General features: G+C 67.0%; 23 protein-coding genes and 1 riboswitch. Of the genes, 5 read left to right on the forward strand and 18 right to left on the reverse strand.

The window, feature by feature from the left end:
* Positions 1–652: IS5 family transposase (locus ACQCVD_RS03875; RefSeq protein WP_426822398.1), on the forward strand; the 652-nt coding region annotated here is incomplete at its 5' end.
* A gap of 157 nt (positions 653–809) precedes the next feature.
* Positions 810–2,120 carry an HNH endonuclease signature motif containing protein gene (locus ACQCVD_RS03880; protein ID WP_426822399.1) on the forward strand — a complete coding sequence of 437 codons (1,311 nt, stop codon included), beginning with the start codon at positions 810–812 and terminating at the stop codon, positions 2,118–2,120.
* A gap of 5 nt (positions 2,121–2,125) precedes the next feature.
* Here ACQCVD_RS03880 and dapC read toward each other — a convergent pair whose 3' ends face one another.
* The 7 genes from dapC to typA are packed head-to-tail and all read right to left on the reverse strand — an operon-like array spanning position 2,126 to position 9,607.
* Positions 2,126–3,232 (reverse strand): succinyldiaminopimelate transaminase, encoded by a 1,107-nt coding sequence (gene dapC, locus ACQCVD_RS03885; RefSeq protein ID WP_426822400.1) that lies wholly within the window; start codon positions 3,230–3,232, stop codon positions 2,126–2,128.
* A 45-nt stretch (positions 3,233–3,277) separates the two neighbouring features.
* On the reverse strand, positions 3,278–3,601 hold the full coding sequence (gene fdxA / locus ACQCVD_RS03890; RefSeq protein WP_426822401.1) for a ferredoxin: 324 nt from the start codon (positions 3,599–3,601) through the stop codon (positions 3,278–3,280).
* Between the two features lie 58 nt (positions 3,602–3,659).
* The gene (locus tag ACQCVD_RS03895; RefSeq protein WP_426822402.1) at positions 3,660–4,061 is read right to left on the reverse strand and encodes a hypothetical protein; all 402 of its coding nucleotides are present in this window, start codon (positions 4,059–4,061) and stop codon (positions 3,660–3,662) included.
* Between the two features lie 3 nt (positions 4,062–4,064).
* Complete coding sequence (gene mshB / locus ACQCVD_RS03900) at positions 4,065–4,973, reverse strand: N-acetyl-1-D-myo-inositol-2-amino-2-deoxy-alpha-D-glucopyranoside deacetylase (protein WP_426822403.1); 909 nt, start codon at positions 4,971–4,973, stop codon at positions 4,065–4,067.
* The gene (locus ACQCVD_RS03905) at positions 4,970–6,538 is read right to left on the reverse strand and encodes an ABC transporter family substrate-binding protein (protein ID WP_426822404.1); all 1,569 of its coding nucleotides are present in this window, start codon (positions 6,536–6,538) and stop codon (positions 4,970–4,972) included. Before ACQCVD_RS03905 ends, mshB begins: the two co-directional genes overlap by 4 nt.
* A complete protein-coding gene (locus ACQCVD_RS03910; RefSeq protein ID WP_426822405.1) occupies positions 6,535–7,686 on the reverse strand; it encodes an MFS transporter in 1,152 nt (383 codons plus the stop codon). Before ACQCVD_RS03910 ends, ACQCVD_RS03905 begins: the two co-directional genes overlap by 4 nt.
* Positions 7,687–7,693: 7 nt before the next feature.
* Complete coding sequence (gene typA / locus ACQCVD_RS03915) at positions 7,694–9,607, reverse strand: translational GTPase TypA (RefSeq protein WP_426822406.1); 1,914 nt, start codon at positions 9,605–9,607, stop codon at positions 7,694–7,696.
* A 272-nt stretch (positions 9,608–9,879) separates the two neighbouring features.
* On the opposite strand from typA, the gene ACQCVD_RS03920 reads away from it, so the two are divergent.
* Genes ACQCVD_RS03920 through arsC form a run of 3 tightly spaced genes read left to right on the forward strand, consistent with a single transcriptional unit; the run spans position 9,880 to position 11,451 of the window.
* On the forward strand, positions 9,880–10,536 hold the full coding sequence (locus ACQCVD_RS03920) for a hypothetical protein (protein WP_426822407.1): 657 nt from the start codon (positions 9,880–9,882) through the stop codon (positions 10,534–10,536).
* 5 nt (positions 10,537–10,541) lie between these two features.
* Complete coding sequence (locus tag ACQCVD_RS03925; protein WP_426822408.1) at positions 10,542–11,078, forward strand: DUF402 domain-containing protein; 537 nt, start codon at positions 10,542–10,544, stop codon at positions 11,076–11,078.
* A gap of 19 nt (positions 11,079–11,097) precedes the next feature.
* Positions 11,098–11,451 (forward strand): arsenate reductase (glutaredoxin), encoded by a 354-nt coding sequence (gene arsC / locus ACQCVD_RS03930; RefSeq protein WP_426822409.1) that lies wholly within the window; start codon positions 11,098–11,100, stop codon positions 11,449–11,451.
* Here the strand turns inward: arsC and ACQCVD_RS03935 are convergent.
* The 11 genes from ACQCVD_RS03935 to ACQCVD_RS03985 form a co-directional block, all read right to left on the reverse strand.
* On the reverse strand, positions 11,448–11,615 hold the full coding sequence (locus tag ACQCVD_RS03935) for a hypothetical protein (protein ID WP_426822410.1): 168 nt from the start codon (positions 11,613–11,615) through the stop codon (positions 11,448–11,450). The two genes, arsC and ACQCVD_RS03935, sit on opposite strands and share 4 nt — an antisense overlap.
* Before the next feature lie 169 nt (positions 11,616–11,784).
* A complete protein-coding gene (locus tag ACQCVD_RS03940; protein ID WP_426822411.1) occupies positions 11,785–12,699 on the reverse strand; it encodes an AEC family transporter in 915 nt (304 codons plus the stop codon).
* Between the two features lie 93 nt (positions 12,700–12,792).
* On the reverse strand, positions 12,793–14,463 hold the full coding sequence (locus tag ACQCVD_RS03945; protein ID WP_426822412.1) for a dipeptide ABC transporter ATP-binding protein: 1,671 nt from the start codon (positions 14,461–14,463) through the stop codon (positions 12,793–12,795).
* Entirely contained in the window at positions 14,460–15,419 is a 960-nt protein-coding gene (locus tag ACQCVD_RS03950; RefSeq protein ID WP_426822413.1) for an ABC transporter permease, read from the reverse strand. The genes ACQCVD_RS03945 and ACQCVD_RS03950 overlap by 4 nt, the downstream gene beginning before the upstream one ends.
* Positions 15,412–16,338, reverse strand: a complete 927-nt coding sequence (locus ACQCVD_RS03955) for an ABC transporter permease (protein WP_426822414.1) — start codon at positions 16,336–16,338, stop codon at positions 15,412–15,414. Before ACQCVD_RS03955 ends, ACQCVD_RS03950 begins: the two co-directional genes overlap by 8 nt.
* A gap of 88 nt (positions 16,339–16,426) precedes the next feature.
* A complete protein-coding gene (locus ACQCVD_RS03960; RefSeq protein WP_426822415.1) occupies positions 16,427–18,016 on the reverse strand; it encodes a peptide ABC transporter substrate-binding protein in 1,590 nt (529 codons plus the stop codon).
* A gap of 192 nt (positions 18,017–18,208) precedes the next feature.
* On the reverse strand, positions 18,209–18,604 hold the full coding sequence (locus tag ACQCVD_RS03965) for an NUDIX hydrolase (protein ID WP_426822416.1): 396 nt from the start codon (positions 18,602–18,604) through the stop codon (positions 18,209–18,211).
* Positions 18,605–18,621: 17 nt separating this feature from the next.
* Positions 18,622–19,098 carry a hypothetical protein gene (locus ACQCVD_RS03970; protein WP_426822417.1) on the reverse strand — a complete coding sequence of 159 codons (477 nt, stop codon included), beginning with the start codon at positions 19,096–19,098 and terminating at the stop codon, positions 18,622–18,624.
* Positions 19,099–19,851, reverse strand: coding sequence for an energy-coupling factor transporter transmembrane component T family protein (locus ACQCVD_RS03975; RefSeq protein WP_426822418.1), 753 nt, complete (start codon positions 19,849–19,851; stop codon positions 19,099–19,101). It lies immediately after the preceding gene.
* A complete protein-coding gene (locus ACQCVD_RS03980; RefSeq protein WP_426822419.1) occupies positions 19,848–21,200 on the reverse strand; it encodes an ABC transporter ATP-binding protein in 1,353 nt (450 codons plus the stop codon). The genes ACQCVD_RS03975 and ACQCVD_RS03980 overlap by 4 nt, the downstream gene beginning before the upstream one ends.
* On the reverse strand, positions 21,197–21,799 hold the full coding sequence (locus ACQCVD_RS03985) for an ECF transporter S component (protein ID WP_426822420.1): 603 nt from the start codon (positions 21,797–21,799) through the stop codon (positions 21,197–21,199). The genes ACQCVD_RS03980 and ACQCVD_RS03985 overlap by 4 nt, the downstream gene beginning before the upstream one ends.
* A riboswitch (TPP riboswitch) is annotated at positions 21,789–21,897 on the reverse strand. (Overlaps the previous gene by 11 nt.)
* Between the last annotated feature and the right edge of the window lie 168 nt (positions 21,898–22,065).

A 22,065-nucleotide genomic window follows, 5' to 3' on the forward strand; every position in this document is an offset into this window, starting at 1 on the left:
GACATGCTCGGCCACCACCTTGCGCACCCGCCGGGATGAATGGATCACCGCCGGCATCTTCGAGCAGCTGGAACAGATCTGTTTGGAGTTCTATGACCGTATCGTCGGACTCGATCTGGAAAACTTAAGCGTGGACGGGTGCATCGTCAAAGCCCCCTGCGGTGGTGAAGCCGCCGGGCGATCCCCGGTTGACCGGGGCAAACAAGGCACGAAACGCTCCCTGCTGGTCGACGGCGCAGGTATCCCGCTCGGGTGCGTGGTCGCCGGTGCCAACCGGCATGACTCGCCGTTGTTGCGCCCGACATTGGAGAAACTAGGCCGGTTCGGACTCGCCCTGCCCGATCAGATCACCGTGCATCTGGACGCCGGATACGACTCAAGCAAGACCCGCAGCCTGTTGACCGAACTTGGCTGCGAGTGGGTGATCAGCCAGAAAGGGTTCCCGTTGCAGGCCGGGGCCCGATGGGTCGTGGAGCGGACGAACTCGTGGCACAACCGCGGGTTCAGGAAACTGCAGGTGTGTACCGAACGTCGCATCCGGGTCATTGAAGCGTTCATTTCTTTAGCCAACGCCGTGATCGTTGTCCGCCGGCTGGTCCGGGAAGCCTGGAGCACCTATCGCTGGGAGACTCGCCCGACCCAACGACCCTGACCTATCCGCGCGATCTCTAAGGGGGTGGGCTGAAGGGGCACCCCAACGGGTTCCTTGTCCAGGGTGTTCCCTATCGTCATCATCGAACATATGAGCGATAATGCCGAATGTGCGGAAACCCTGCCCCACCAGCCTCCTGAGAGGAGGTCAGCCTGCTGTGACCACCACCGAACCCGCCACCGACCCGAACTTCTTCGCCGTCAACCGACCGGGCGACCCGATCGCCCAATTGCAGATCTGGGAGCAACGCTTCGAATACCTGAAGTGGCGCGCCATCCTCCCGGCGGACCCGGAGACCGAAGCCCGGGACTTCACCGAGTACGCCGCCACCCTGACCCGCAGCACCGGCCAGACAGCCAATTTCATCGCCGACAACCTTGCCGCCCTGGTGACCCTGGACCAATTGCCGGGACTCCGGAAGATCGTGGAAACGCGATTCCACGTGGACATGCGCCGACTACGCACCATCGAGTTCCAGACCAAGGGCGTCCACGCCGACATCATCACGGATCCGGAATTCTGGGAGTGTCTGGATACCAGCCTGGTGCTGCTGTTCACCCCCACCCGTCCCCAGCAACTCGTTCCCGAGTCCGCCAAGATCATCAAGGCCGTCAAGGAGGTCGTCCGGGCCTTCACTCCGGACGAGGAGGATCCCGCGACGGACGAAGACAGCACGGGTGATTCCACCGAGCCCACCCCCGAGGACAGCACTGATGAGGAGGAGCTCGAGTTCTCTGCCGGTTACCAGTCCTGGCAGCAGCCCGACGGCAGCGTCATCGTCGAACTGCGCACCGACCAAGCGACCGCCACCATGATCGAGGAGGCCGTGCGGACCCGGGCCGCCGCCCAGGACGTCTCCCGGGCCACGGCCCTCACGGAGCTGATCCTGGCGAATGTGGCGGTCAGCGTCGCCCTGAACCTCTTCCAGGCCAGCGACCTGCCGGAGGCTCCCGGATTCCTGCAACCCTACGGTCCTCTCTCCCCCGCCGATACCGGGCAGCTGGCCGAGATCGCCAAGGTCATCCGGGATGTGGATGAGGCCGGGAAGAACAAGGGCAAGGGCTACCGCCCCGGGGCCGATATCAGAGCCCACGTGGAGGGCCGGGATCGGATCTGCCGGTGGCCGGGATGTCAGGTTCCGGCTCACCTGTGCCAGCTCGATCACCGGATGAATTACACCGACGGCGGGGAGACCACCGCCACCGAGATGATCTCCCTCTGTCAGCGGCACCACAACAGGAAGACCGATGAACAGGCCTGCTACCTGTTGGATCCGGCCACCGGCGATGTCTACTGGCTCTTCGGGGACGGCACGTGGGCCGTGGACCGTGCCGACGGCCCACTGGCACCGCGGCAGAAACGGTGGACCCAGACTCTGTCGCAGCGGCTCCGTGCCCGCCGGGAACGGGCACAGCAGAAGGCCCACCGCCGGCCGCGGCCCAAGGGAAAGGAGATGCCGCCGTTCTAGAACGGCTAGTGCTCCCGCAAGCGGGCCGCAGCCGCGTCGATGCGTTCATCGGGGGCGGTCAACGACATGCGCACATGCTTCACGCCGGCGGGGCCGTAAAAATCCCCGGGAGCGGCGAGGATGCCGCGTGCCGCGAGCCAGTTGACCGTCGCGCGACTGTCTTCGTCCCGGGTGGCCCACAGGTACAGGCCAGCCTCGGAATTGTCGATGCGGAAACCGGCCCGGATCAACGCCGGGACCAGCTTGGCCCGCCGGGCGGCATACCGGAGCTTCTGCATCGCCTCCTGGTCATCGTCTTCGAGGGCGGCGACCATGGCCGCCTGGATCGGACCGGGCACCATCAGTCCGGCGTGCTTGCGCACCTCGGTCAGTTCGGCGATCAACGAGGGATCTCCGGCGAGGTAACCGGCCCGGTAACTGGCGAGGTTGGAAGACTTCGACAGCGAGTGGACGGCGATGAGGTTGGTGTGGTCGCCATCGCAGACCCGGGGATCCAGGATGGAGATCGGCGGGTTGTCGTCCTCCCAGCCCAGCCCGAGATAGCACTCGTCGGATGCCAGCACCACGTTTCTCTCCTGCGCCCACTGCACGACCTTGCGCAGATGATCCAGCCCGAGCACCTTGCCCGTCGGGTTGGAGGGCGAGTTGATGAACATCAGGTCCGGGCGGGCGGGGCCGATCTTGAACAGCGAGTCCGCCCGCAGCGGCTGGGCACCGGCCATCAGGGCGCCGACCTCATAGGTCGGGTAGGCGATCTCCGGAATGACGACGGTGCCGCTGACCCCGAGCAGCGTCGGTAGCCAGGCGATGGCCTCCTTGGTGCCCACAACCGGTAGCACTGAAGACTCCGCCAGGCCGGTCATGCCGTAACGGCGGGCCAGACCTGCGACGATCGCCTGCCGCAACCGCGGCGTCCCGATCGTCGGTGGGTAACCGGCCGCTCCGGCGGCCTCTGCCAGCGCCAACTGGATGCCCGGTGCCACGGGATCCACCGGGGAACCGACGGAGAGATCGACCATGCCCTCCGGGTGCGCGGCCGCCGTGGCGGTGGCGTCAGCGAGGGAATCCCAGGGAAAGTCGGGCAGGCTGGATCCCAACGGAGTGCGGGTCATGGTGCTCCTGGTCGGTGGACGGGTAGGGCTAGTGAAAACCGGGAACTATTCCTGGTTCTGCGGCGGCAGCGCGGCGACGAAGGGATGGTCGAAGTCCTGCGGGCCAGCCTTCGCGGCACCGCCCGGAGAACCCAGGTCATCGAAGAAGCCGACGTTGGCGTCGTAGTACTCAGCCCACTCATCGGGGGTGTCATCCTCGTAGAAGATGGCCTCCACGGGGCAGGCCGGCTCGCAGGCGCCACAGTCGACGCACTCGTCCGGGTGGATGTAGAGCATGCGCTTGCCCTCGTAGATGCAGTCGACCGGGCACTCTTCCACACAGGATCGGTCAAGGACGTCAACGCAGGGCTGTGCGATTACGTAGGTCATCAGATACTCGATACTCCAGTAATTTTCGTGGATATGGGTGGAATACTTCCTCATTATGTCACTTGTGGCTGACTAGGGGCCAAACGCCTCCCACCAGCCCGGCCGCCAGTAACAGGACGCTCCGGATATTGGATCCGAGCAGTTGGTCACCGGTGAGCGCCGGCCACAGCAGCAACAGGAGGTAGCCCGCCACCCATGTGTACAGCGGGACACCGGCAACCGCCATCCGGTCCGTCCACAGCACTGCCGTCCTGCTCAGCACCATCGTGAAGAAGAACGCGATGACGATGGTGACGGGGAAGGCGACCGAGGTGCCGCCGGGGAGGGCGATCCAGGTGCCGAGGTAGAACACCTCCATGATCACCGAGATCAACGCTCCGAGGGAGAGCCAGAACAGACCTCCGACGGCCTCACCGCGGCTGAAGTCGTGGTGAATAAAACCCTGCTGCTTCGCGGTCAACACCTACCCCCGTGGCGCATTCAGCTCGATGCCGTCCAGCAGGCCGGTGGCGCCGGTGGGCAGCTCCAGTCCCGCCCCGAGCTGATAGTGCTCGCGGCGCAGCAATGGCTGGGCAACCAGATTCGACAGGGCCCAGACCACCGGGGCGGCCTCCCGGTCGGTGACGGTGGCGAAAGCGGCGGCCGGGTTGGTCTCCGAAACGCTGCCGTCGGCGATCCAGATCTGCGTGGCGTGCGCGCGCATGGCACCCAGCTTCGCGGCGAAGGCGTGGTCGTCCAGGGTGAGGGCGATGTCACCGGAATCGACGGCCGCCAGCTCCCCTTCTCCGGCCTGCCGCCAGCCTTCCGGCACCGCCGTGATGGTGCGGAGCCCGGCGGCCAGGTCCGCGGCGTCGGACACCCCCCACAGGATGCGCGGCACGTGGACCTCCGCTGCCGCGGCGTGGGTGATCTCGTGGGCACGGATGTGGTCGGGGTGACCGTAACCGCCGTCGGGACCGTAGGTGATCACCAGGTGGGGCGTCAGCTCGCGGAGCTGCTCCGCCAGCAGCTCGACGGCCCGCTCCCCGGAGTTGACGAAGGCCTTCGGGTGCTCATGGGCGGGATCCCCCACCATGCCGGAGTCCCGGAAGAGCCCCGGCAGGCCGAGGTGGCGGCCGTGGACACCGAGGATGCCCAGGGCGGTCCGCAGTTCGTGGATGCGGAAACCGCCGAGCTGGTCGGCGCGGTCGGTGATCAGCTCCTGGTAGGTGTCGCCGATCACCTCGCCCTGCTCACCGAGGGTGCAGGTGATGACGGTGACTTCCGCGCCCCGGCGGGCGAGGTCGGCCAGGGCCCCACCGGTGGCGATCGACTCGTCGTCAGGGTGGGCGTGCACCGCGACCACCCGGTAACCGATCAGATCAGCGCTCAATTCTTCCTCCAGGTCGATGCCGATGAAATGCCGCTGGGCCAGTTCTCCAGCAGCGGGTCCACCCCCACGATACCGGTGCCCAGCGCCTGCACCCTGGTCTCCTGCAGCAGTGGGACGGTCAGGTGCTCCAGCTGCTCCAGTCCCTGGATGAAGGACACCAGTTCCGCCGTGCTGCCCTCGCCGGCCAGGAAGGCGTCCAGCACCTCGTCGGTGGACCCGACGCAGTAGCCGGACAGGTTGCCGGTCCGTTCCTCATCGGGCGCGCAGCCGTAGGCGCTGGCCACATCAACGGGCGTGCCCACTGAGTTGCGCCAGGAGATCACGGCGTCGACGTCGCCTTCCGGCAACCCGTCCGCGGCCACGTCACTGAGTTCGGCGGCGACGATCTCCGCCGCCACTCCCTGTCTGGTCAGCAGATCCACCACGGTGCGCACCGCGGCGGAGGCGGTGTCATCGGCGGGGTCGGCGGCGATGCGCAGCGGTTCCCCGGCGGTGGCCTCCTGCAGGGCGGTGACATCCACCGTCCCGAAGTCCGGGGCGGTGGGTACCACGAGGTTGCTGGACCGGCCCGCCGCGAGCCGGGCGACGAGCGGGACGTCGATCAGCGAACCGAGCTGGGCCCGGGCAGCCGCGGTCTCCAGCACCGGAGAGGTGGTGTTCATCGTCAACTGCAGTTCCCGGGAGGTGTTCCAGGTGCGCGTCTGGGTGTCCGCCATCAGGGAGTAGGCGTCCACCGACGTTTCCTGCGGCGTGACGTCAAGGAAGGAGACCTGACCACTGCGCAGCTGGTCCGTTCCCCCGGCCACCGAGCGGATCTCCCGGAAATTCAGGACATCCGTGTGGGCGGGGTTCTCCCCCCAGAACCGGTCGTTGCGGTGCAGGGTCACCACTCCCCTGGCCCGGTCGACGGATTGGACCATGTAACGCCCGGCCGAAGCCGGCACGTCATCCCGCAGCACCTCACCGAAGGCGCCCTGGGCCAGGTGGCTCGGCAGCAGGTGGGCGAAGAGCCCCCGCCAGCTCGCCAGCGGCAGCGCGAAATCGACCTCGACGGTCTTGCCCGCCGCCGAGGTGCGGACATTCGCGATCGCCTCGTAGGCCGCCGCGTCGATGACCCCCGGGGTGGAGGTCATCTCCCGCCACAGGTAGGTGAAGTCCGCGCCGGTGATCGGCGTGCCGTCACTCCACTGCGCCTCCGGGTTGATGACGTAGCGCACCGTCTGCGCCATACCCTCGGCCGGTTCGATCTCCTCGGCGGACTGCAGCACGTCCGTGTCAATGTCGCCGTTCCGGAAGGCGCTCGGCAGCACCAGCGAGGCCAGGGACTGTACGAATGCGGTGTCGTCGGAGAGCAGATGGGGGTTCAGGCCGTTGCGTAGCGGGTCGATGCCGACATCGATCGCCTCGCGTTCCTCCCGGGGCGGTTCGGGTTCCGGGGTGCTCGTCTCGGTGGTTTCGGTTTCCGTGGGCTCCTCCACCGGCGGCGGGCCCGGGTTGGCGGAACAGCCGGCCAACGCCAGCACGGTGGCGAGGGCGACGACGGTGGAACGGATGTGGCTTCTCACAACTGCTTTTCTACCAGCCCGGTCTTCAGTGACGGCGCGAAGGCCCACGCCAACACGCCGCAGAGGAGCAACAGGCCCAGGGCGGCGCGTAACGACGCCGCGGTGGCCAGCAGACCGATCACCGGGGACGTCGCCAGGAATCCGATCCGCATCAGCCAGCTCAGCAGGGTCACCCCGGCGCCCTCCGGGACCCCGGGCAGGGTCGCCGCGGCGGCATACGCGCTAGGAACGAGGGTGGCACAACCGAAGCCGACCGCCAGGAGTCCCAGGCTGTAGAGCGGCCAGCCACCGGCGCTGACGATCAGGATGCCGCCGAGCAGGATCAACGCTCCACCGATCCGGGCTATCCGGACCCGACCGAAGCGCTGGATCAGCGGATCGCCGGTGAACCGCCCGGCGCATTGCGCGGCCAACACCAGGGTGAAGGCGATGCCGGCGGTGCCCACCCCGGCGCCGGCCAGCTCAACCGCGGCCAACCCGGACCAGTTGTTGGCCGCGTCCTCCACCACCGTGCCGGCGGTCGCCAGGAGAGCCAGGGGCAGGACCGGAAGCAGGCCCCGCCACCGGAACCGGGCCGGGGCGGACTCCTGCCGCGGAACGGGCGGGGCGTCGATCAGCCGCGTACCGGAGAGCGCGACCAGACAGATGACGACGGCCACCGTGCCCAGGTGCCAGCGCGGGTCGACGCCGCGGGCGGTGGCCAGGGTGGCCAGGCCGCCACCGATGACCGAGCCCAGCGACCAGCAGGCGTGCATGGAGGAGATGATGGTGATCTTCTGCCTTGCCTGCACACGCATGGCCGCAACGTTCTGGCCGACGTCGACGACGGCGTCCAGGATGCCGATGCTGAGCAGGCACAGCGCCAGCCCCAGACCAGAGGAGGTCCATCCGACTGTGGCCACCAGTCCGGCGAGCAGCACCGTGCCGACCGTGAACACGGGGATGGGGCCGAACCGGCCCACCAGGACCGACGGCAGCGCCGAGGAGATCAGGGAACCGGCGGCGAAACACGCCACCACGATCCCGAAGACAGCCTCGCTCAGGCCCCACTCACGGGCGAAGGTGGGGTACCACGGGAGGATGGATGCGAAAGCAGCCCCGTTGGTGGCGAATAACATCGCCACGCCGACGGGGCTGCGCCACTGCACAGTCGTGCTACTTGTTCAGGTTCTTCGCCCGCGAGCGGGCGCGGCCGCGCTCGGTGGCGTTCAGGATCAGCTTGCGGACGCGCAGGACATCCGGGGTGACCTCAACGCACTCGTCGGTACCACAGAACTCCATGGCCTCATCCAGGGAGAGGGTGTGGGCCTTCGCGAGGGTGACCGTGGCGTCGGCGGTGGCCGAACGCATGTTGGTCAGCTTCTTCTCCTTGGTGACGTTGACGTCCATGTCCTCTTCGCGGTTGTTGGCGCCGACGACCATGCCCTCGTAGGTCTCGGCTCCCGGCTCGACGAAGAAGTTGCCGCGGTCCGCCAGCTGAGTCAGCGCGAAGGCGGTGACCTTACCGGTGCGGTCGCAGACCAGCGAGCCGTGGGCGCGGCCCTTGATCTCGCCGGCCCAGACGTCCATGCCGTCCGAGTAGGAGTTGGCGATACCGGTGCCGCGGGTCTCGGTCATGAAGGTGGTGCGGAAGCCGATCAGGCCACGGGCCGGGATGCGGAACTCCATGCGGATCCAGTCCGAACCCGGGGTGGTGTCCATGGACTGCATGAGTCCCTTGCGGCCGGCCATCAGCTGGGTGACGGCACCCTGGTAGTCGGAGGGCACGTCGATGACCATGATCTCGTAGGGCTCGTGCAGCTTGCCGTCGATGGTCTGGGTGACCACCTGCGGCTTGCCGACGGTCAGCTCGAAGCCTTCGCGGCGCATGGTCTCCACCAGCACGGACAGTGCCATTTCGCCACGGCCCTGGACCTCCCAGGCGTCGGGACGCTCGGTCGGCAGCACCTTCAGGGAAACGTTGCCGATCAGCTCCTGGTCCAGACGGGCCTTGACCACGCGGGCGGTGAGCTTGTCACCGCCACCCCGGCCGGCCATCGGCGAGGTGTTGACGCCGATGGTCATGGACAGGGCCGGTTCGTCCACGGTGATCCGCGGCAGGGCGACCGGGTTCTCCGGATCAGCCAGGGTGTCACCGATCATGACGTCGGAGATGCCGGCGATCGCGGCGATGTCACCGGCCACGACCTCCTCCGCCGGCACACGGGTCACGCCGACGGTGCGCAGCAGCTCCGCGATCTTGGCGGTCTTGGTGTGCTGGTTGCCCTCGTCGTCATAGTGGATCCAGGCGACCTGCTGACCCTTCTTGATGGAGCCGGAGTGCACGCGGATCAGGCCGATGCGGCCCAGGAAGGACGAGGAGTCCAGGTTGGTCACGTGTGCCTGCAGCGGACCGTCGTGGTGGGCGGTCGGCTCGGGCAGCACGTCGTAGAGGGTGTCGAACAGCGGCTGCAGATCCGGGGAATCCGGGACGTTACCGTTGCCGGGGTTCTCGGTGGACGCCCGGCCCTCGCGGCCGGAGGTGTAGAGCACCGGCAGGTCGAGCAGCTGCTCAGCTGCCTCGGCGGCTTCCTCGTCATCCAGGCCGGCGGCGAGCTCCAGGAGCAGATCCTGGGCCTCCTCGACGACCTCAGCGATGCGGGCGTCGGGCCGGTCGGTCTTGTTGACGCAGACGATCACCGGCATTTTGGCGGCCAGCGCCTTGCTCAGCACGAAACGGGTCTGCGGGAGCGGGCCCTCGGAGGCGTCGACCAGCAGGACGACACCGTCAACCATGGACAGGGCGCGCTCAACCTCGCCACCGAAGTCGGCGTGACCGGGGGTGTCGATGACGTTGATGATGAGGTCATTGCCGTCCTTGCCCAGACCCTTGCGGCGGATGGCCGTGTTCTTGGCCAGGATGGTGATGCCCTTTTCCTTTTCCAGGTCACCGGAGTCCATCACACGGTCTGCGACCTCCCCGTGATCGCCGAAGACGCCGGACTGTTCCAGCATGGCGTTGACGAGGGTGGTCTTGCCGTGGTCGACGTGCGCGACGATGGCGACGTTACGAAACTCAGGATGGGTCACTAGCTGGGTACTCCTACCGATATTGATCGCACAACAGGCGCGATGGTGAACTGCGTACACGATACTCCCCGCACGTCCTAAATGCACGGCGGCGATTCCGTGACGCTCCCCTCAGTCACCCCACCCGAGTAACGGAAGGTCCGTCGGGCGCGACGTGACAAGTACAACCCGGACCCAGTTTCGCGTTGGCCATGAGAAAGAAGTGAATATTGTTCTGGAAGAAACTAGTGTGAACTAGTGTTACTCACACTTCAAGCTCCGGGAAGGTCTCCGTGCGAAACTCCATTCGACGTATCAGCGCCACGCTGGGCACCGCTGCCCTGCTTCTGACCGGCGGTGTCGGCACCGCCTCGGCCCAGTCCTCGCTCCCCATTGACGAACTGGGGCGCCCCACCCAGGAAGTGCTGGATCAGGCCCGCGGCTTCGCGGAACAGCCGTGGATGCCGGAGGATTTCCGCAGCGCCATCCTGGCGGCCGTCCTCTTCTTCGAGGGCGGTGGCGGAGGTGGGCCGGAACTGCCGGAGAACGCTCCCCCACTGACCCAGTTCGCGTGGCCGACGGTGGCCGGCGACTGCATCGGCGGAACCTCGGACGCAGTCGGTTCCGCGATCGCCGTCCCCGGCCCCGCGGAAATCCCGGCACCGGGCGCCGGCCCCGGCCAGACCGCCTTCCTGTTCACCGCCCTGGGCACGGCCCCTGCCGCCGCAGACCAGGGCGGCATGCACGTTCACTGGATCAACATCAACACGCTGAAGACGGGAACCACCACCCTGCACAACAACGGCATCAACCCGGATGGGCCCGCGACCATCTCGGGCACCGCAGACACCGGCCACGGCACCGTGATCGCCATGGCCGCCGGCGACGTCCGCACTGAGGACGCGACCTGTTCCTTCATCCCGACCGGTGCCATCGTGGAAGTGAGATAGCGATCATGGCGGACCTGCACCCGGTGAAGTCGGAGATTTTCGACACCGACTCGTTCATCAACACCGACCCCAAGGGGTACCTACGGGAGGTTGATGTCTTCACCCGCACCGAGTTCGGCCTCTACATGGCACGCGGCGCGAACCATCCGCGCTTCGGCTACCTGGAGAGCTGGCTGCTGCCGGAACTGGGGTTGCGCGCCAACATCTTCCACTTCCGCGAGGGAGTGGATGAGCGGCAGGACTACTACTTCGACGTGGCGGACATCGACGTCCACGGCGGCGTGTGGAACTACCGCGACCTCTACGTGGACCTGGTCTCCGTGACGGGTGAGCCGATCGATGTCCTGGACATCGACGAGCTGGCGGCCGCGACGTCCGCGGGACTGATCACCGCGGCGGAGGCGGAAACCGCGATCGACACCACCCTCGCCGCCGTCGAAGGCATCACCCGGCACGCGGACGACGCGATGGCGTGGCTGCGCGCCCAGGGCATCGAGCTGACCTGGGCCGAACACGTCGAACTGGTGCCGGCAGCCGACTGAGCCGTGGCAGACTGGGGACATGACTGTTTCCGAGGCCACGATCTACCACAACCCACGCTGTTCCACCTCCCGGAAGGGCAAGGCCTACCTGGAGGAACGGGGAATCTCCCCCCAGGTGGTGAAGTACCTGGATGATGTCCCGAGCGCGGCCGAGCTCAGGAAGCTCTACGACCGCGCGGGAATCGCCGTCCACGACGGTATCCGCACCAAGGAGACCGTGTACCGGGAGCTGGGGCTGTCCCCCGAGACGCCGGAGGAGGAGCTCCTGCAGACGATGGTGGAGAACCCGAAGCTGATCGAGCGCCCCATCGTGGTGACCCCGAAGGGCGTGCGCATCGCCCGCCCGACCGAGGTCATTGACGAGATCCTCTAGCTGCCGATCAACTCGGAGGCGATCACGTCCGAGAGACTGACCGTCCCCCTCGGCTCCCCACGGGAGGTCAGGAGATGATCGGCGTTGATGATGACCTCCAGCTGACGTTCGAGCGTGAAGGTCTCCCAGACCTTCATTTCACTGGCACGGATATTGAGACCCATGACGCTCTCCTTTCGCCCTCAAAATCTTGTGGCGTGTACCACTTTTTTAATCCTTTGAGTTCTACGTCATTCTACGGTGGAGATGAGAGCGCGGGGAGAAATCGTCCAAAAACCACCCCCGAACAGGGAAAACGCGAGGATTCCCTCACGTTCCGGGAGATGACGGAATCTATCGTCCGAACAGCAGCGCAATCACCAGCATCACCGGCAGCGCCGCGAAGGTGGTGAGGAACACGGTGTCACGGGCGACAATCGTGCCCTTGCCGTAGGTGGCCGCGAAATTGTAGACGTTCTGCGCCGACGGCAGCGCCGCCAGGATCACCACGGCGTAGAGCTCCTCCGTACCCAGCCCGAAGAGCCGGCCGAGCAGCCAGGCGATGGCCGGCATCGCGACCAGCTTGAGGAACGACGCCGTGATCACCGACGGTCGATCCTCCCGGACCTGCAGCACCCGCGTCGCCGCCAGGGAGGCGCCGAAGCTGACCAGCACCAGCGGGACCGCGGCCCCGCCCAGGATGGAGAAGGGCGCCAATACCGGCTCCGGAACGGTCCAGGGACTCAACGTGGCCACCAGGCCGGCAGCGGAAGCCAGCACGATCGGACTGAATAACGAGCGCTGCAGGATCTGCCGCCAGCTCACCCCGCCCGCGGCCAGTCCGGCCAGGATCGGCGGGGTGAAGATGACGGCCTGCATCACCATGATCGGCGCCATGTAGGTGGCATGCCCGATCACGTAGCTCATCACCGGCAGGCCGATGTTGACGGCGTTGACGTAGACGCTGGCCCCGGCGCCGGCAGCCATCGTGGGCACGTCACGGTGCAGGAACAACACGGAGATGACGCAGTAGAGGATCGCCGTGATGAGGGTGACCAGGAACGTCACCCCGATCACCGGGGAGAAGATGTCGGCCAGCTCGGTCTGCGCGACCTCGGAGAACACCAGGGCCGGCACCGCCGCATAGAAGGCGATCCGGTTGATCACGTCCCGGTCGCCCTTCCCGCGGATGATCCCGGTACGGTCCAGCAGATAGCCCACCGCTATCACCATGAGAATAATCGCGAAGGCGGTGAGAATCCCGAACACTTTTCCCCTTAGATTGAGCTGTGATGATCTGACGTTAACAGAGCCGACCGCTACCGGGGAGAGGATTCAGCGGCCCGGTCCCGGTGCCGCCGACTAACCGCTCCCCAGCTCGATGCCCAGGCCCGGGACGGAATCGATGAGATCCCGGGTGTAGGCCTCCTTGGGGTCGGCGAACACTTCATCGGCGGTGCCCTGTTCCACGATCCTGCCCTGCCGCATCACCACCACGTCGTCCGCGGTCTGCCGGACCACCGCGAGGTCGTGGGTGATGAACAAGTAGGACAGGTCGAGACGTTCCTGCAGTTCGGCCAGCAGCTGCAGAATCTGGTTCTGCACCAGGACGTCCAGGGCGGAGACGGCCTCGTCGAGCACCAGGACATCGGGCTCGAGTGCCAGGGCGCGGGCAATCGCGATGCGTTGACGCTGGCCGCCGGAGAGTTCGTTGGGGTAGCGCCGCATCGCCGAGCGTGGCATCGACACCATGTCCAGCAGCTCCGCCACCCGTTCCTCGCGCTGCTTCCGGTTACCCACCTTATGGAGCACGAGTGGTTCCTCGATGCACTTGTAGATCGAGTACATGGGGTCCAGGGAGCCGAAGGGGTTCTGGAAGACGACCTGCAGCTTGCGACGGACGTTGAACAGCTCCCTGCCGGAGAGCACCGAGATGTCCCTGCCCCGGTAGTAGACCTGGCCGTCCGTGGCGTCGAGGAGGTTGAGCACCATGTTGGCCACGGTGGATTTGCCGGAACCGGACTCCCCCACCAGTGCCAGGGTCGTACCCTTGCGCAGCGTGAAGCTCACGTCGTCGACGGCCTTGAACTTCTCCCGGCTGCCGCGCACGTCGAACTCCCGGGTCAGGTTCCGGACCTCGATCACCGGTTCCCGTTCCGCGGCCTCAGCGTGCGCCAGCAGCTCCTCGGACTCCCGGCCGTGTTCCTGCGCGGAGCGGATGCGGGCGGAGGCCAAGCTGGGTGCGGCGGCCACCAGCCGTTGGGAATAGGGGTGCCGGGGGTCGCGCAGGATCTGCAGGCTCGGCCCGGATTCGACGATCCGGCCACGGTGCATGACCACCAGATGCTCGGCACGTTCGGCAGCCAGTCCCAGGTCATGGGTGATGAACAGCACGGCGGTTCCCAGCTCCGACGTCAGTTCGCCGAGGTGGTCCAGGATCCGCTTCTGCACGGTCACGTCCAGGGCGGAGGTCGGTTCATCGGCGATCAGCAGCTTGGGCCGTCCCGCCAGACCCATCGCGATCAGGGAGCGCTGGCGCATGCCACCGGAGAACTCGTGGGGGTACTGCTTCGCCCGGCGCGCCGCGTCGGGTAGCCCGGCCTCCTCCAGCAGTTCCGTGACCCGGTCCTTCTCCTGTGCGCGGGGCACCATCTTGTTGGCGCGCAGGGATTCCCGGATCTGGGTGCCGATCCGCCACACCGGGTTCAGGTTGGACATCGGGTCCTGGGGCACCAGGCCGATCCCCTCACCGCGGTAGCGCTGGCGCTGCTTCCGGGTGGCGTGGGTGATGTCCTCGCCGTCGAAGAGGATCTGCCCACCGGTGACCTTTCCGGTGCCCGGCAGCAGGCCGAGCACGGACATGGCGGTCGTGGATTTGCCGGAGCCGGACTCCCCCACGATCGCCACGGACTGGCCGGGGTAGACGCTCAGATTCGCTTCCCGCACCGCCTCGACGACACCGGTGGAGGAGGTGAAGGAGATGCTCAGGTCCTTCAGTTGCAGCAGGGGTGTCTCATTCCTTGCGGTGGTCATCGTTTCCTCGCCTTCGGGTCCAGGGCGTCGCGGACGACGTCGCCCATCATGATGAAGCTCAGCACGGTCAGTGCCAGGGCCATGGCCGGGTAGAACAGCACCATGGGTTGGGTGCGCAGGGAGGTCTGCGCCCGGGAGATGTCGCCGCCCCAGGAGACCACGGAGCTGGGCAGGCCGATGCCCAGGAAGGACAGCGTGGCCTCGGCGACAATGAAGGTGCCCAGCGCCACGGTGGCGTAGACGATGATCGGGGCCGCTGCGTTCGGCAGAATGTGGCTGGTCAGGATACGCCACCGTGACGCTCCGACGGAGCGGGCCGCGGTGACGAATTCCTCGTTCTTCACGCTCATCACCGCTCCCCGGGTGATACGGGCGATCGAGGTCCAGCCGAACAGGCCGAGCACGAGCACCACCGTGATGATGGTGCGGTGCTCCTTGAACATCTGCATGACGACGATCGCGGCCAGGACCAGTGGAACAGCGAAGAAGACGTCCGTGAGCCGGGACAGCACGGCGTCGAGGAAGCCGCCGAAATAGCCGGCGAGTGCGCCGATGGTGGTGCCGATCAGCACCACGAGTGCGGTGGTCAGGATACCCACGGCCACCGAGGCCCGGGCCCCGTAGATGGTGCGGGCGAAGATGTCGCAGCCCTGCCGGTCAAAGCCGAAGGGATGGCCGGGTTCGGGTGCGCCCAGCGAGTTCGCGAGCACGCACAGGCGCGGATCGGTGCTGGTGAACAGTCCGGGAATCAGTGCCAGGGCCACGGCGGTGAGAATCAGCGCGGCGGACACCCAGAACAGGGGTCGCCGCCGCAGGCTGCGCCAGGCCTGCCCCCACTGGGAGGTCGGGGCGGATTCATCGGCGACGGCGTCGACGGCACCGAGGCCGGTCTCGTCGACGGTGGCGATGAAGTGCGCCTGATCGGGGTTGGTCAGGTTACGGTCGATGTCAGACATAACGGATCCTCGGGTCGAGCACGGCGTAGATCAGATCCACGATGAGGTTGGCGATGATGTAGACGATCACCAGGACGGTGGTGAAGGAGACGACGGTGGTCGGCTCGCCCTTCAAGATCGCCTGGTAGATGGATCCGCCGACACCGTTGATGCCGAAGATCCCCTCCGTGACGATCGCCCCGCCCATCAGGGTCCCCAGGTCAGCGCCCAGGAAGGTGGCGACCGGGATCAGGGAGTTGCGGAGCACGTGCCGCCCCATCACCGCCCCCTCCCCCAGACCCTTGGCGCGGGCGGTGCGCACGTAGTCGGCGCGCAGGTTCTCGCTGACGGACTGCCGCGTGAGCCGCAGGACGTAGGCGAAGGACACCGCACCCAGCACCACCGCGGGCATCAGCAGCGCCACGAAGGTTTCATTGGAGCCGACCGTCACGGGTAACAGCTCCCACTGGACGCCGACGACGAATTGAAGCACGAAGCCGATGACGAAGGAGGGCACGGCAATGACGACCAGGGACAGGACCAGGACGGTGGAGTCGAAGACACCGCCGCGGCGCACGCCGGCGATGACACCGAAGAGCACACCGAGCACGGCCTCGAAGATCAGTGCCATGACGGCGAGCTTGATGGTCACCGGGAAGGCGCCGGCCATCGCCTGGGCGACGGGCTGGCCGGAGAAGGTCGTGCCGAAGTCCAGGGTGAAGATCCCCTTGATGTAGAGCAGATACTGCACGAGGAAGGGCTTGTCCAGGTTGTACTCGGCCTCGATGCGATCGCGGGCGGCGTCGGTGAGTCCGCGGTCACCGCCGAGTGCCTCCACTGGGTCGCCGGGCATGAGGAAGACGAGGGCGTAGATCAGCAGCGTGGCCCCGAAGAACACGGGGATCATCTGCAGCAGCCGTCGCCCGATGTAGCGAAGCATGTGTGGTTCCTTTCCGGCACGTCAGCACCCCGCGTGGTGGAGGCTTACGCGGGGTGCGTCGTGTCGGTCATTTAAGGCGGCGGTCCGGCTAGCTCTTGGTGATCTCGTAGTAGACGGGGACGTCCTTCCAGGAGAAGGTCACGTTGTCCACGTTCTCCCCGGATCCGCCCACGGTGTTCTGGTACCACAGCGGGATGACGGGCAGGTCCTCGAAGAGAATCTCCTGGGACTCGTTGTAGATGGACATCGCGGTCTCCGGGTCGGAGGCGCCGGCGGCCTCAGCGAGCTTGGCGTCGAATTCCGGGTTGGAGTAGTCGCCGTCGTTGGAGCCGGCGCCGGTGCCGTAGAGCGGTCCGAGGAAGTTGCCCAGGGAGGGGTAGTCGGCCTGCCAGCCGGTCCGGAAGGCGCCGTCGATGGTGCGGTTGGTCACGTCATCGCGGAGGGACTTGAAGTCCGGGTAAGGATTGCCGACCGCCTCGATCTCCAGGGTGTTGCGGATGGAGTTGGCCACCGCGTCCACCCAGGCCTGGTGGCCGCCGTCGGCATTGTAGGAGATGGTGAACTCCCCGTTGAAGGACGCGATCTCCTCAGCCTGGGCCCACAGTTCCTGGGCCCGCTCCGGATCGTAGTCCAGGACGTCGTTGCCCGGGATGTCGCCGTCGAAGCCCGGCAGCACCGGGGTGGTGTAGTCGGAGGCCGGGGTGCGGGTGCCCTGGAAGATGGCCTCGGTGATCTCCTCGCGGTTGATCGCGTGGGAGATGGCTTCGCGGCGGAGCTTGCCCTCCTCACCGGAGAAATGGTCCAGCCGCTCCGGGATGGTGAAGGTCTGGTTCAGCGCGGAGGGCTGGTTCACGGCCCGGTCGCCGAGCTCCTCCTCGAAGGTGGCGAAGGAGGTGTCGGGAATCTCGTCGAGGACGTCGAGGTTGCCGGCCAGCAGGTCGTTGTAGGCGGCGTCGAAGTTGGCGTAGAACACGAACTTCACGCCGTCATTCTGCGGTGTGCGCCCGCCGTCGTAATTCTCATTCGGGACCAGGGTGGCGTCCTGGTTGTGGTTCCACTCGGCCAGCTTGTAGGGGCCGTTGCCGTTCGGGTTCTCACCGAAGGCCTCGATGTCTTCGAGGGCCTCGTCCGGCAGCGGGTAGAAGGCGGAGTACCCCAGGCGCAGCGGGAAGTCGGCCTCGGGCTGGTTCAGCTCGATGGTGAAGGTGCGGTCGTCGATGACCTGCAGCCCCTCCATCTCCGGAGTGCCCTCCTCGTAGCCGAGAATGGGCTCGAAGAAGTAGGAGGACAACATGGAGTTCTCCACCGCATGGTTCCAGGAGTTGACGAAGTTGTCCGCGGTGACCGGGGAGCCGTCCGCGAAGGTCTGCCCCTCCTTCAGGGTCACGCGGAAGGTCTTCTCCCCCTCCGGCTCAATCGACTCGGCCATCTCGTTGTGCACCTCCCCCTCGGCGTCGTAGTAGACGAGTCCGGAGTAGAGCAGATCGACGATGCGGCCACCGCCCACCTCGTTGGTGTTGGCGGGGATCAGGGGGTTCTGCGGTTCAGTGCCGTTCGCGGTGACGTAGTTGTCCCCGCCTCCGCCGGTTCCGGAGTCAGTTCCGGAATCGGAGCAGGACACCAGGCCAAGCACCAGGGCCGCGGCCGACAGGGTGCCGAGGACTTTCTTCAGAGCCATGTTAGGACCTCTCAATAGAACTTAGAACGGGTTGAGAAGAATCCTAAACGGTGACATGCCACACAAAGAAGTATTGGACGGACGCACCCCAGAAAAAACTTGCAGAATATTGCATATATTTTCGACACGCCACACGAGCTGTATGTTTCCCGTGCGGCCATTAGTATCGCCCTGAAAAGTTCGTGAGCTGGATCACCCCCGCAAGAGGGGGAAGATCACATCACGGCTGAGCGGCGCCAACTCCTCGGCGGCGGAATCCACCGGGAAGAACCTCGCTTCCGCGATCTCCTCGTACACTGGCGGCAGACCTGCCAGAGCGCCATCGGCCAGGTAGACGTCGCAGTCCACCCCGGCCCCCACCTCGTTGGCGGCGGGGGCAGCGAACCGGCCGAGGTGCCGCAGATCCGGCGGCACCAGTTCCAGATGCAGCTCCTCCGCCACCTCGCGTACGGCCGCCCGGAGCGGTGGTTCGTCCACCTCGAGCTTTCCTCCGACGAGCATGAAGCTGCCCGTGCCCCGTTTGCGCACGCCGAGCACCCGACCCGCCTGATCGCGCAGCACCACCGCTGCAATCCTGATTGTTTCCATGAAGCAGCAGCATAGGCCTAGCGCGGAGTGTTCCGCAGCACCAGATCGACACCGGGGTGCGCGGCGAAGTGCTCGTCCTCCTGCGCCGCCCACATCCGCCACCAGGGCCCGTAGCCCGGGTCCCGGCGCAGGGCGCGCTCGCGCCGCAGCTCCCGCGGGGCGTCGATACGCACGGTGAGGGCCCCGCCCAGACGCTCGGCAGCGCTGATCGACGCCGCGGTCACCGCACCCGCGCCCTCGATGATCAACGGCTGCCCCACCGGCAACCGCACCCGCTCGCCCGGGGTATCCGTCCCCCAGTCCCAGCGGGTGTAACCGGGGGTCAGCGGGTGCAGCAGCTGAGAGGCCACCATCCCGGCTGCGGCGGCCAGGCCACCCCAGCCCGGATAGAACTCATCGAGGTGCACGAGACGGTAGCCGGTGCGCCGGGCCAGTCCGGCGGCGAAGGTGGTCTTGCCCGCCCCGGACCGGCCGTCGATCAGAATGGTGAACATCTAGGCTCCGAGGAAGCGGAAGGAACCGGTCCACAGGGCCACGCCCACCGCCACCGCGGAGATCAGGACGCAGCCGACGAGCACGGCGGCGTCGTGTGGTCCCACGGTCGATTCCCGCGCCCAGGTGCGCCGCCCGGCGCCGAAGCCCCTGGCCTCCATCGCGGTGGCCAACTTACCCCCGCGGCGCAGGGAGAGCACCAGCAGGCCGAACGCCATGGTCAACGTGTGCCGGATCCGGCCCCGGTCGGCGATGCCACGGGCACGGCGGGCCCGGGCCATGGACGACCAGTCCGAGCGAAACAGCGAGGTCAGCCGGGCACCGGCTACGGCACCGATGACGAATCGTTCCGGCAGCCGGGCGACCTGGGCCAACCCGTCCCCCATATCCGTCGGATCCACCCGGGTGGCCAGCACCACCACCGGCAGGCCGACCGCCAGCACCCGCACCATGATGGCGGCGGCCAGCTGCAGCGAGTTGTCCGTGACGGTGGCGAAGAGGAACTCCAGGTGGACCTCCCCTTCCGGACGGCCGTAGAGCGCCATGGACACCCCGGCGATCGGCGCAGCCAGCAGAATCGGCCAGCCCCGCCGGAGCAGCCGCAGCCAACCGACGCCGGCCAGCGGCGCCAGGACGAGGGTGAAGGCCAGGGAGATCGCCGCCGAGACCACGTCCACGCTCAGCAGCAGCGGCGTGGTCAGCAGGATCAGCGCCGCGATCCGGGTGACGGGATTGATGCCGTGCAACAGGTTCATGCCACCTCCACGTGGTGATCGCCCAGAGCCGCAATGAACCCCGGGTCATGGGTCACCGAGGCGACGGTGACCCCGTCATCCGTCAGTTCCCGCAACAGCAGCACCAACTCCCGGAAGGTCGCGGGATCCTGGCCGAAGGTCGGCTCATCCAGGATCAGCAGCGTCGGGGCGGCCACCAGGGCCGTGGCCACCGACAGCCGCCGTTTCTCCCCGCCGGACAGGGTGAAGGGGTTGGCCTGGAGCAGGTGCGTCAACCGCAGCCGCTCCAGCAGCTCGTCGATGCGACGCTGTGCCGGACGTTCGGGCAGCTTCATCACCTTCGGGCCGACCGCCATCTCCTCGGCGACGGTACGGGCGACGAACTGGTGCTCCGGATCCTGGAACACGGTGCCGATGCGCCGGGCCAGGGCAGCGGAGCGCCAGCGGTGCGGCGGCGGCCGCAGCCCCTGCCGGAGGTCCCCGGAAAGTTCCAGGGTTCCGCTGCGCGGCGGCAGCAGCCCGGCCAGTGTGAGTGCGAGGGTGGACTTGCCGGCCCCGTTGCGTCCGGTGATCACGGTCGACGCCCCCTGCGGCAGATGCAGATTGCGCGGCGGCCCGAACTGGGTGACCAGGTCGTGGGCGGCCAGCAGCGCCGGTCCGCCCGGCGAGCGTGCCGGGGGAAGGTCCGCCGGCCCCGGAAGGTCGGCGGTACCGATCTCCGCGATCCCGCCGTCCAACCGGAGAATGCGGTCCACCACAGGGGTCCAGAGATCATGGCGGTGCTCGACGACCACCAGCGTGGCGCCGGTTTCCGTGAGCACCCGGTCCACGGCGGCGACGACCTCCCGCTCCCCGTGTGGATCCAGGTTGGCGGTCGGCTCATCGAGCAGGATCAGAGTCGCGCCCATCGCGATGACCCCGGCCAGCGCCAGACGCTGCTTTTGACCGCCGGACAGGTGCGCGGTGGGATGGTCGAGCGGCAGGTCCAACCCCACCAGGTCCAGGGCCCGGGTGACCCGCGGCCAGATGTCCGCCGGGTCGATCCCGATGTTCTCGCAGCCGAAGGCGACATCGTCGCCGACCCGGCTGGAAATGACCTGGGAGTCCGGATCCTGGAGCACCAGGCCGACGGTCGGGGCGTCGACACACAGGCTGCCCTGCCGCTCCCCGTCCTCGTCATCGCCGAGTACCCCGGCCAGCGCGGCCAGGAGGGTGGATTTCCCGGACCCGGAGTCCCCGGTCAGCAGAATGCGGTCACCGGGGGCGATGTCCAGGTCCACCCCGGCCAGCGCCGGGCGGGTCCGGGAGGCGTGACGCCAGCCGAAACCGCGGGCCGTGACTGCGGCCCCGAGCGTGAGGTTGCTGGTCATACGAGCGGTCGCGCCTCCCGCCCGACCGCGAAGCGGTCCAGCGCGCCGGTGGCTGCCAGCGCGCGGACCAGGTAGAAGCCGAGGATCCCGGCCAGCACGATCCCGGAGACCGTCAGGCAGCTGAGGTAGATGATGTTGAAGGTCAGGGACATGGCGTAGTAGGCCGAGAGGAACAGCTCGAGCACGTAGGCGCCGATCGCGGCGCCGATACCGGCCAGCACAGCCACCGGCAGGGTGAACCGACGGTAGGCGAAGACCGCGAAGACCAGTTCCGCACCGAGCCCCTGGGCCACACCGGAGTAGAGGGTCTCGATCCCCCACTGGTTGCCCAGCACGGCGGAGACGACGGCCGCGAGCACTTCGACGAACAGCGCCGCTCCCGGCTTGCGGATCACCAGGCCACCGACCACCCCACCGAGCAGCCAGACTCCGGCCGCCAGTCCGCCCAGCCCGGGGGTCAGGGCGTCCAGGGCGGTGAACCCGGCATAGCCGACCGAATTCCACAGCCAGAATAAGAGACCGCAGGCCACGCCCAGCACGGCCGCGATGATGATGTCGATGACCCGCCACGTGTTTTTGGACGGACTGGTGTCAGTCATGATTCCTCCCTAGCGCCGGCATTACCCGGATCAGGTTCGACGGTCGCAGCTGTGCTGCATCTCAGCCCGGAGTCGCACCGGGCACCCGTGAGTATCGAGTTGTCCCGTCCACCATAGGACACGGAGCGCGGCCACCGACAGTCCGGTGTGACAGAGCGGAATTAACTTACTATTTCCGAACAATTCACCGCCCCCCTATACCACCTTTGTTCTTGATTTGTTCTCGGTTGAGAAAAATCATATTTAGCGGAAATTCCGGGCAATTG

It is taken from the genome of Corynebacterium halotolerans, from assembly GCF_050107895.1.
In the GTDB taxonomy this organism is placed as follows: Bacteria; Actinomycetota; Actinomycetes; order Mycobacteriales; family Mycobacteriaceae; genus Corynebacterium; species Corynebacterium halotolerans_B.

Excerpts from the sequence above, each read along its gene's own strand:
- dapC (WP_426822400.1), bottom strand. The coding sequence starts at position 3,232 with ATGACCCGCACTCCGTTGGGATCCAGCCTGCCCGACTTTCCCTGGGAT.
- fdxA (WP_426822401.1), bottom strand. The coding sequence starts at position 3,601 with ATGACCTACGTAATCGCACAGCCCTGCGTTGACGTCCTTGACCGATCC.
- ACQCVD_RS03925 (WP_426822408.1), top strand. The coding sequence starts at position 10,542 with ATGGCGGACCTGCACCCGGTGAAGTCGGAGATTTTCGACACCGACTCG.
- arsC (WP_426822409.1), top strand. The coding sequence starts at position 11,098 with ATGACTGTTTCCGAGGCCACGATCTACCACAACCCACGCTGTTCCACC.
- ACQCVD_RS03935 (WP_426822410.1), bottom strand. The coding sequence starts at position 11,615 with ATGGGTCTCAATATCCGTGCCAGTGAAATGAAGGTCTGGGAGACCTTC.
- ACQCVD_RS03945 (WP_426822412.1), bottom strand. The coding sequence starts at position 14,463 with ATGACCACCGCAAGGAATGAGACACCCCTGCTGCAACTGAAGGACCTG.
- ACQCVD_RS03950 (WP_426822413.1), bottom strand. The coding sequence starts at position 15,419 with ATGTCTGACATCGACCGTAACCTGACCAACCCCGATCAGGCGCACTTC.
- ACQCVD_RS03955 (WP_426822414.1), bottom strand. The coding sequence starts at position 16,338 with ATGCTTCGCTACATCGGGCGACGGCTGCTGCAGATGATCCCCGTGTTC.
- ACQCVD_RS03960 (WP_426822415.1), bottom strand. The coding sequence starts at position 18,016 with ATGGCTCTGAAGAAAGTCCTCGGCACCCTGTCGGCCGCGGCCCTGGTG.
- ACQCVD_RS03965 (WP_426822416.1), bottom strand. The coding sequence starts at position 18,604 with ATGGAAACAATCAGGATTGCAGCGGTGGTGCTGCGCGATCAGGCGGGT.
- ACQCVD_RS03970 (WP_426822417.1), bottom strand. The coding sequence starts at position 19,098 with ATGTTCACCATTCTGATCGACGGCCGGTCCGGGGCGGGCAAGACCACC.
- ACQCVD_RS03975 (WP_426822418.1), bottom strand. The coding sequence starts at position 19,851 with ATGAACCTGTTGCACGGCATCAATCCCGTCACCCGGATCGCGGCGCTG.
- ACQCVD_RS03980 (WP_426822419.1), bottom strand. The coding sequence starts at position 21,200 with ATGACCAGCAACCTCACGCTCGGGGCCGCAGTCACGGCCCGCGGTTTC.
- ACQCVD_RS03985 (WP_426822420.1), bottom strand. The coding sequence starts at position 21,799 with ATGACTGACACCAGTCCGTCCAAAAACACGTGGCGGGTCATCGACATC.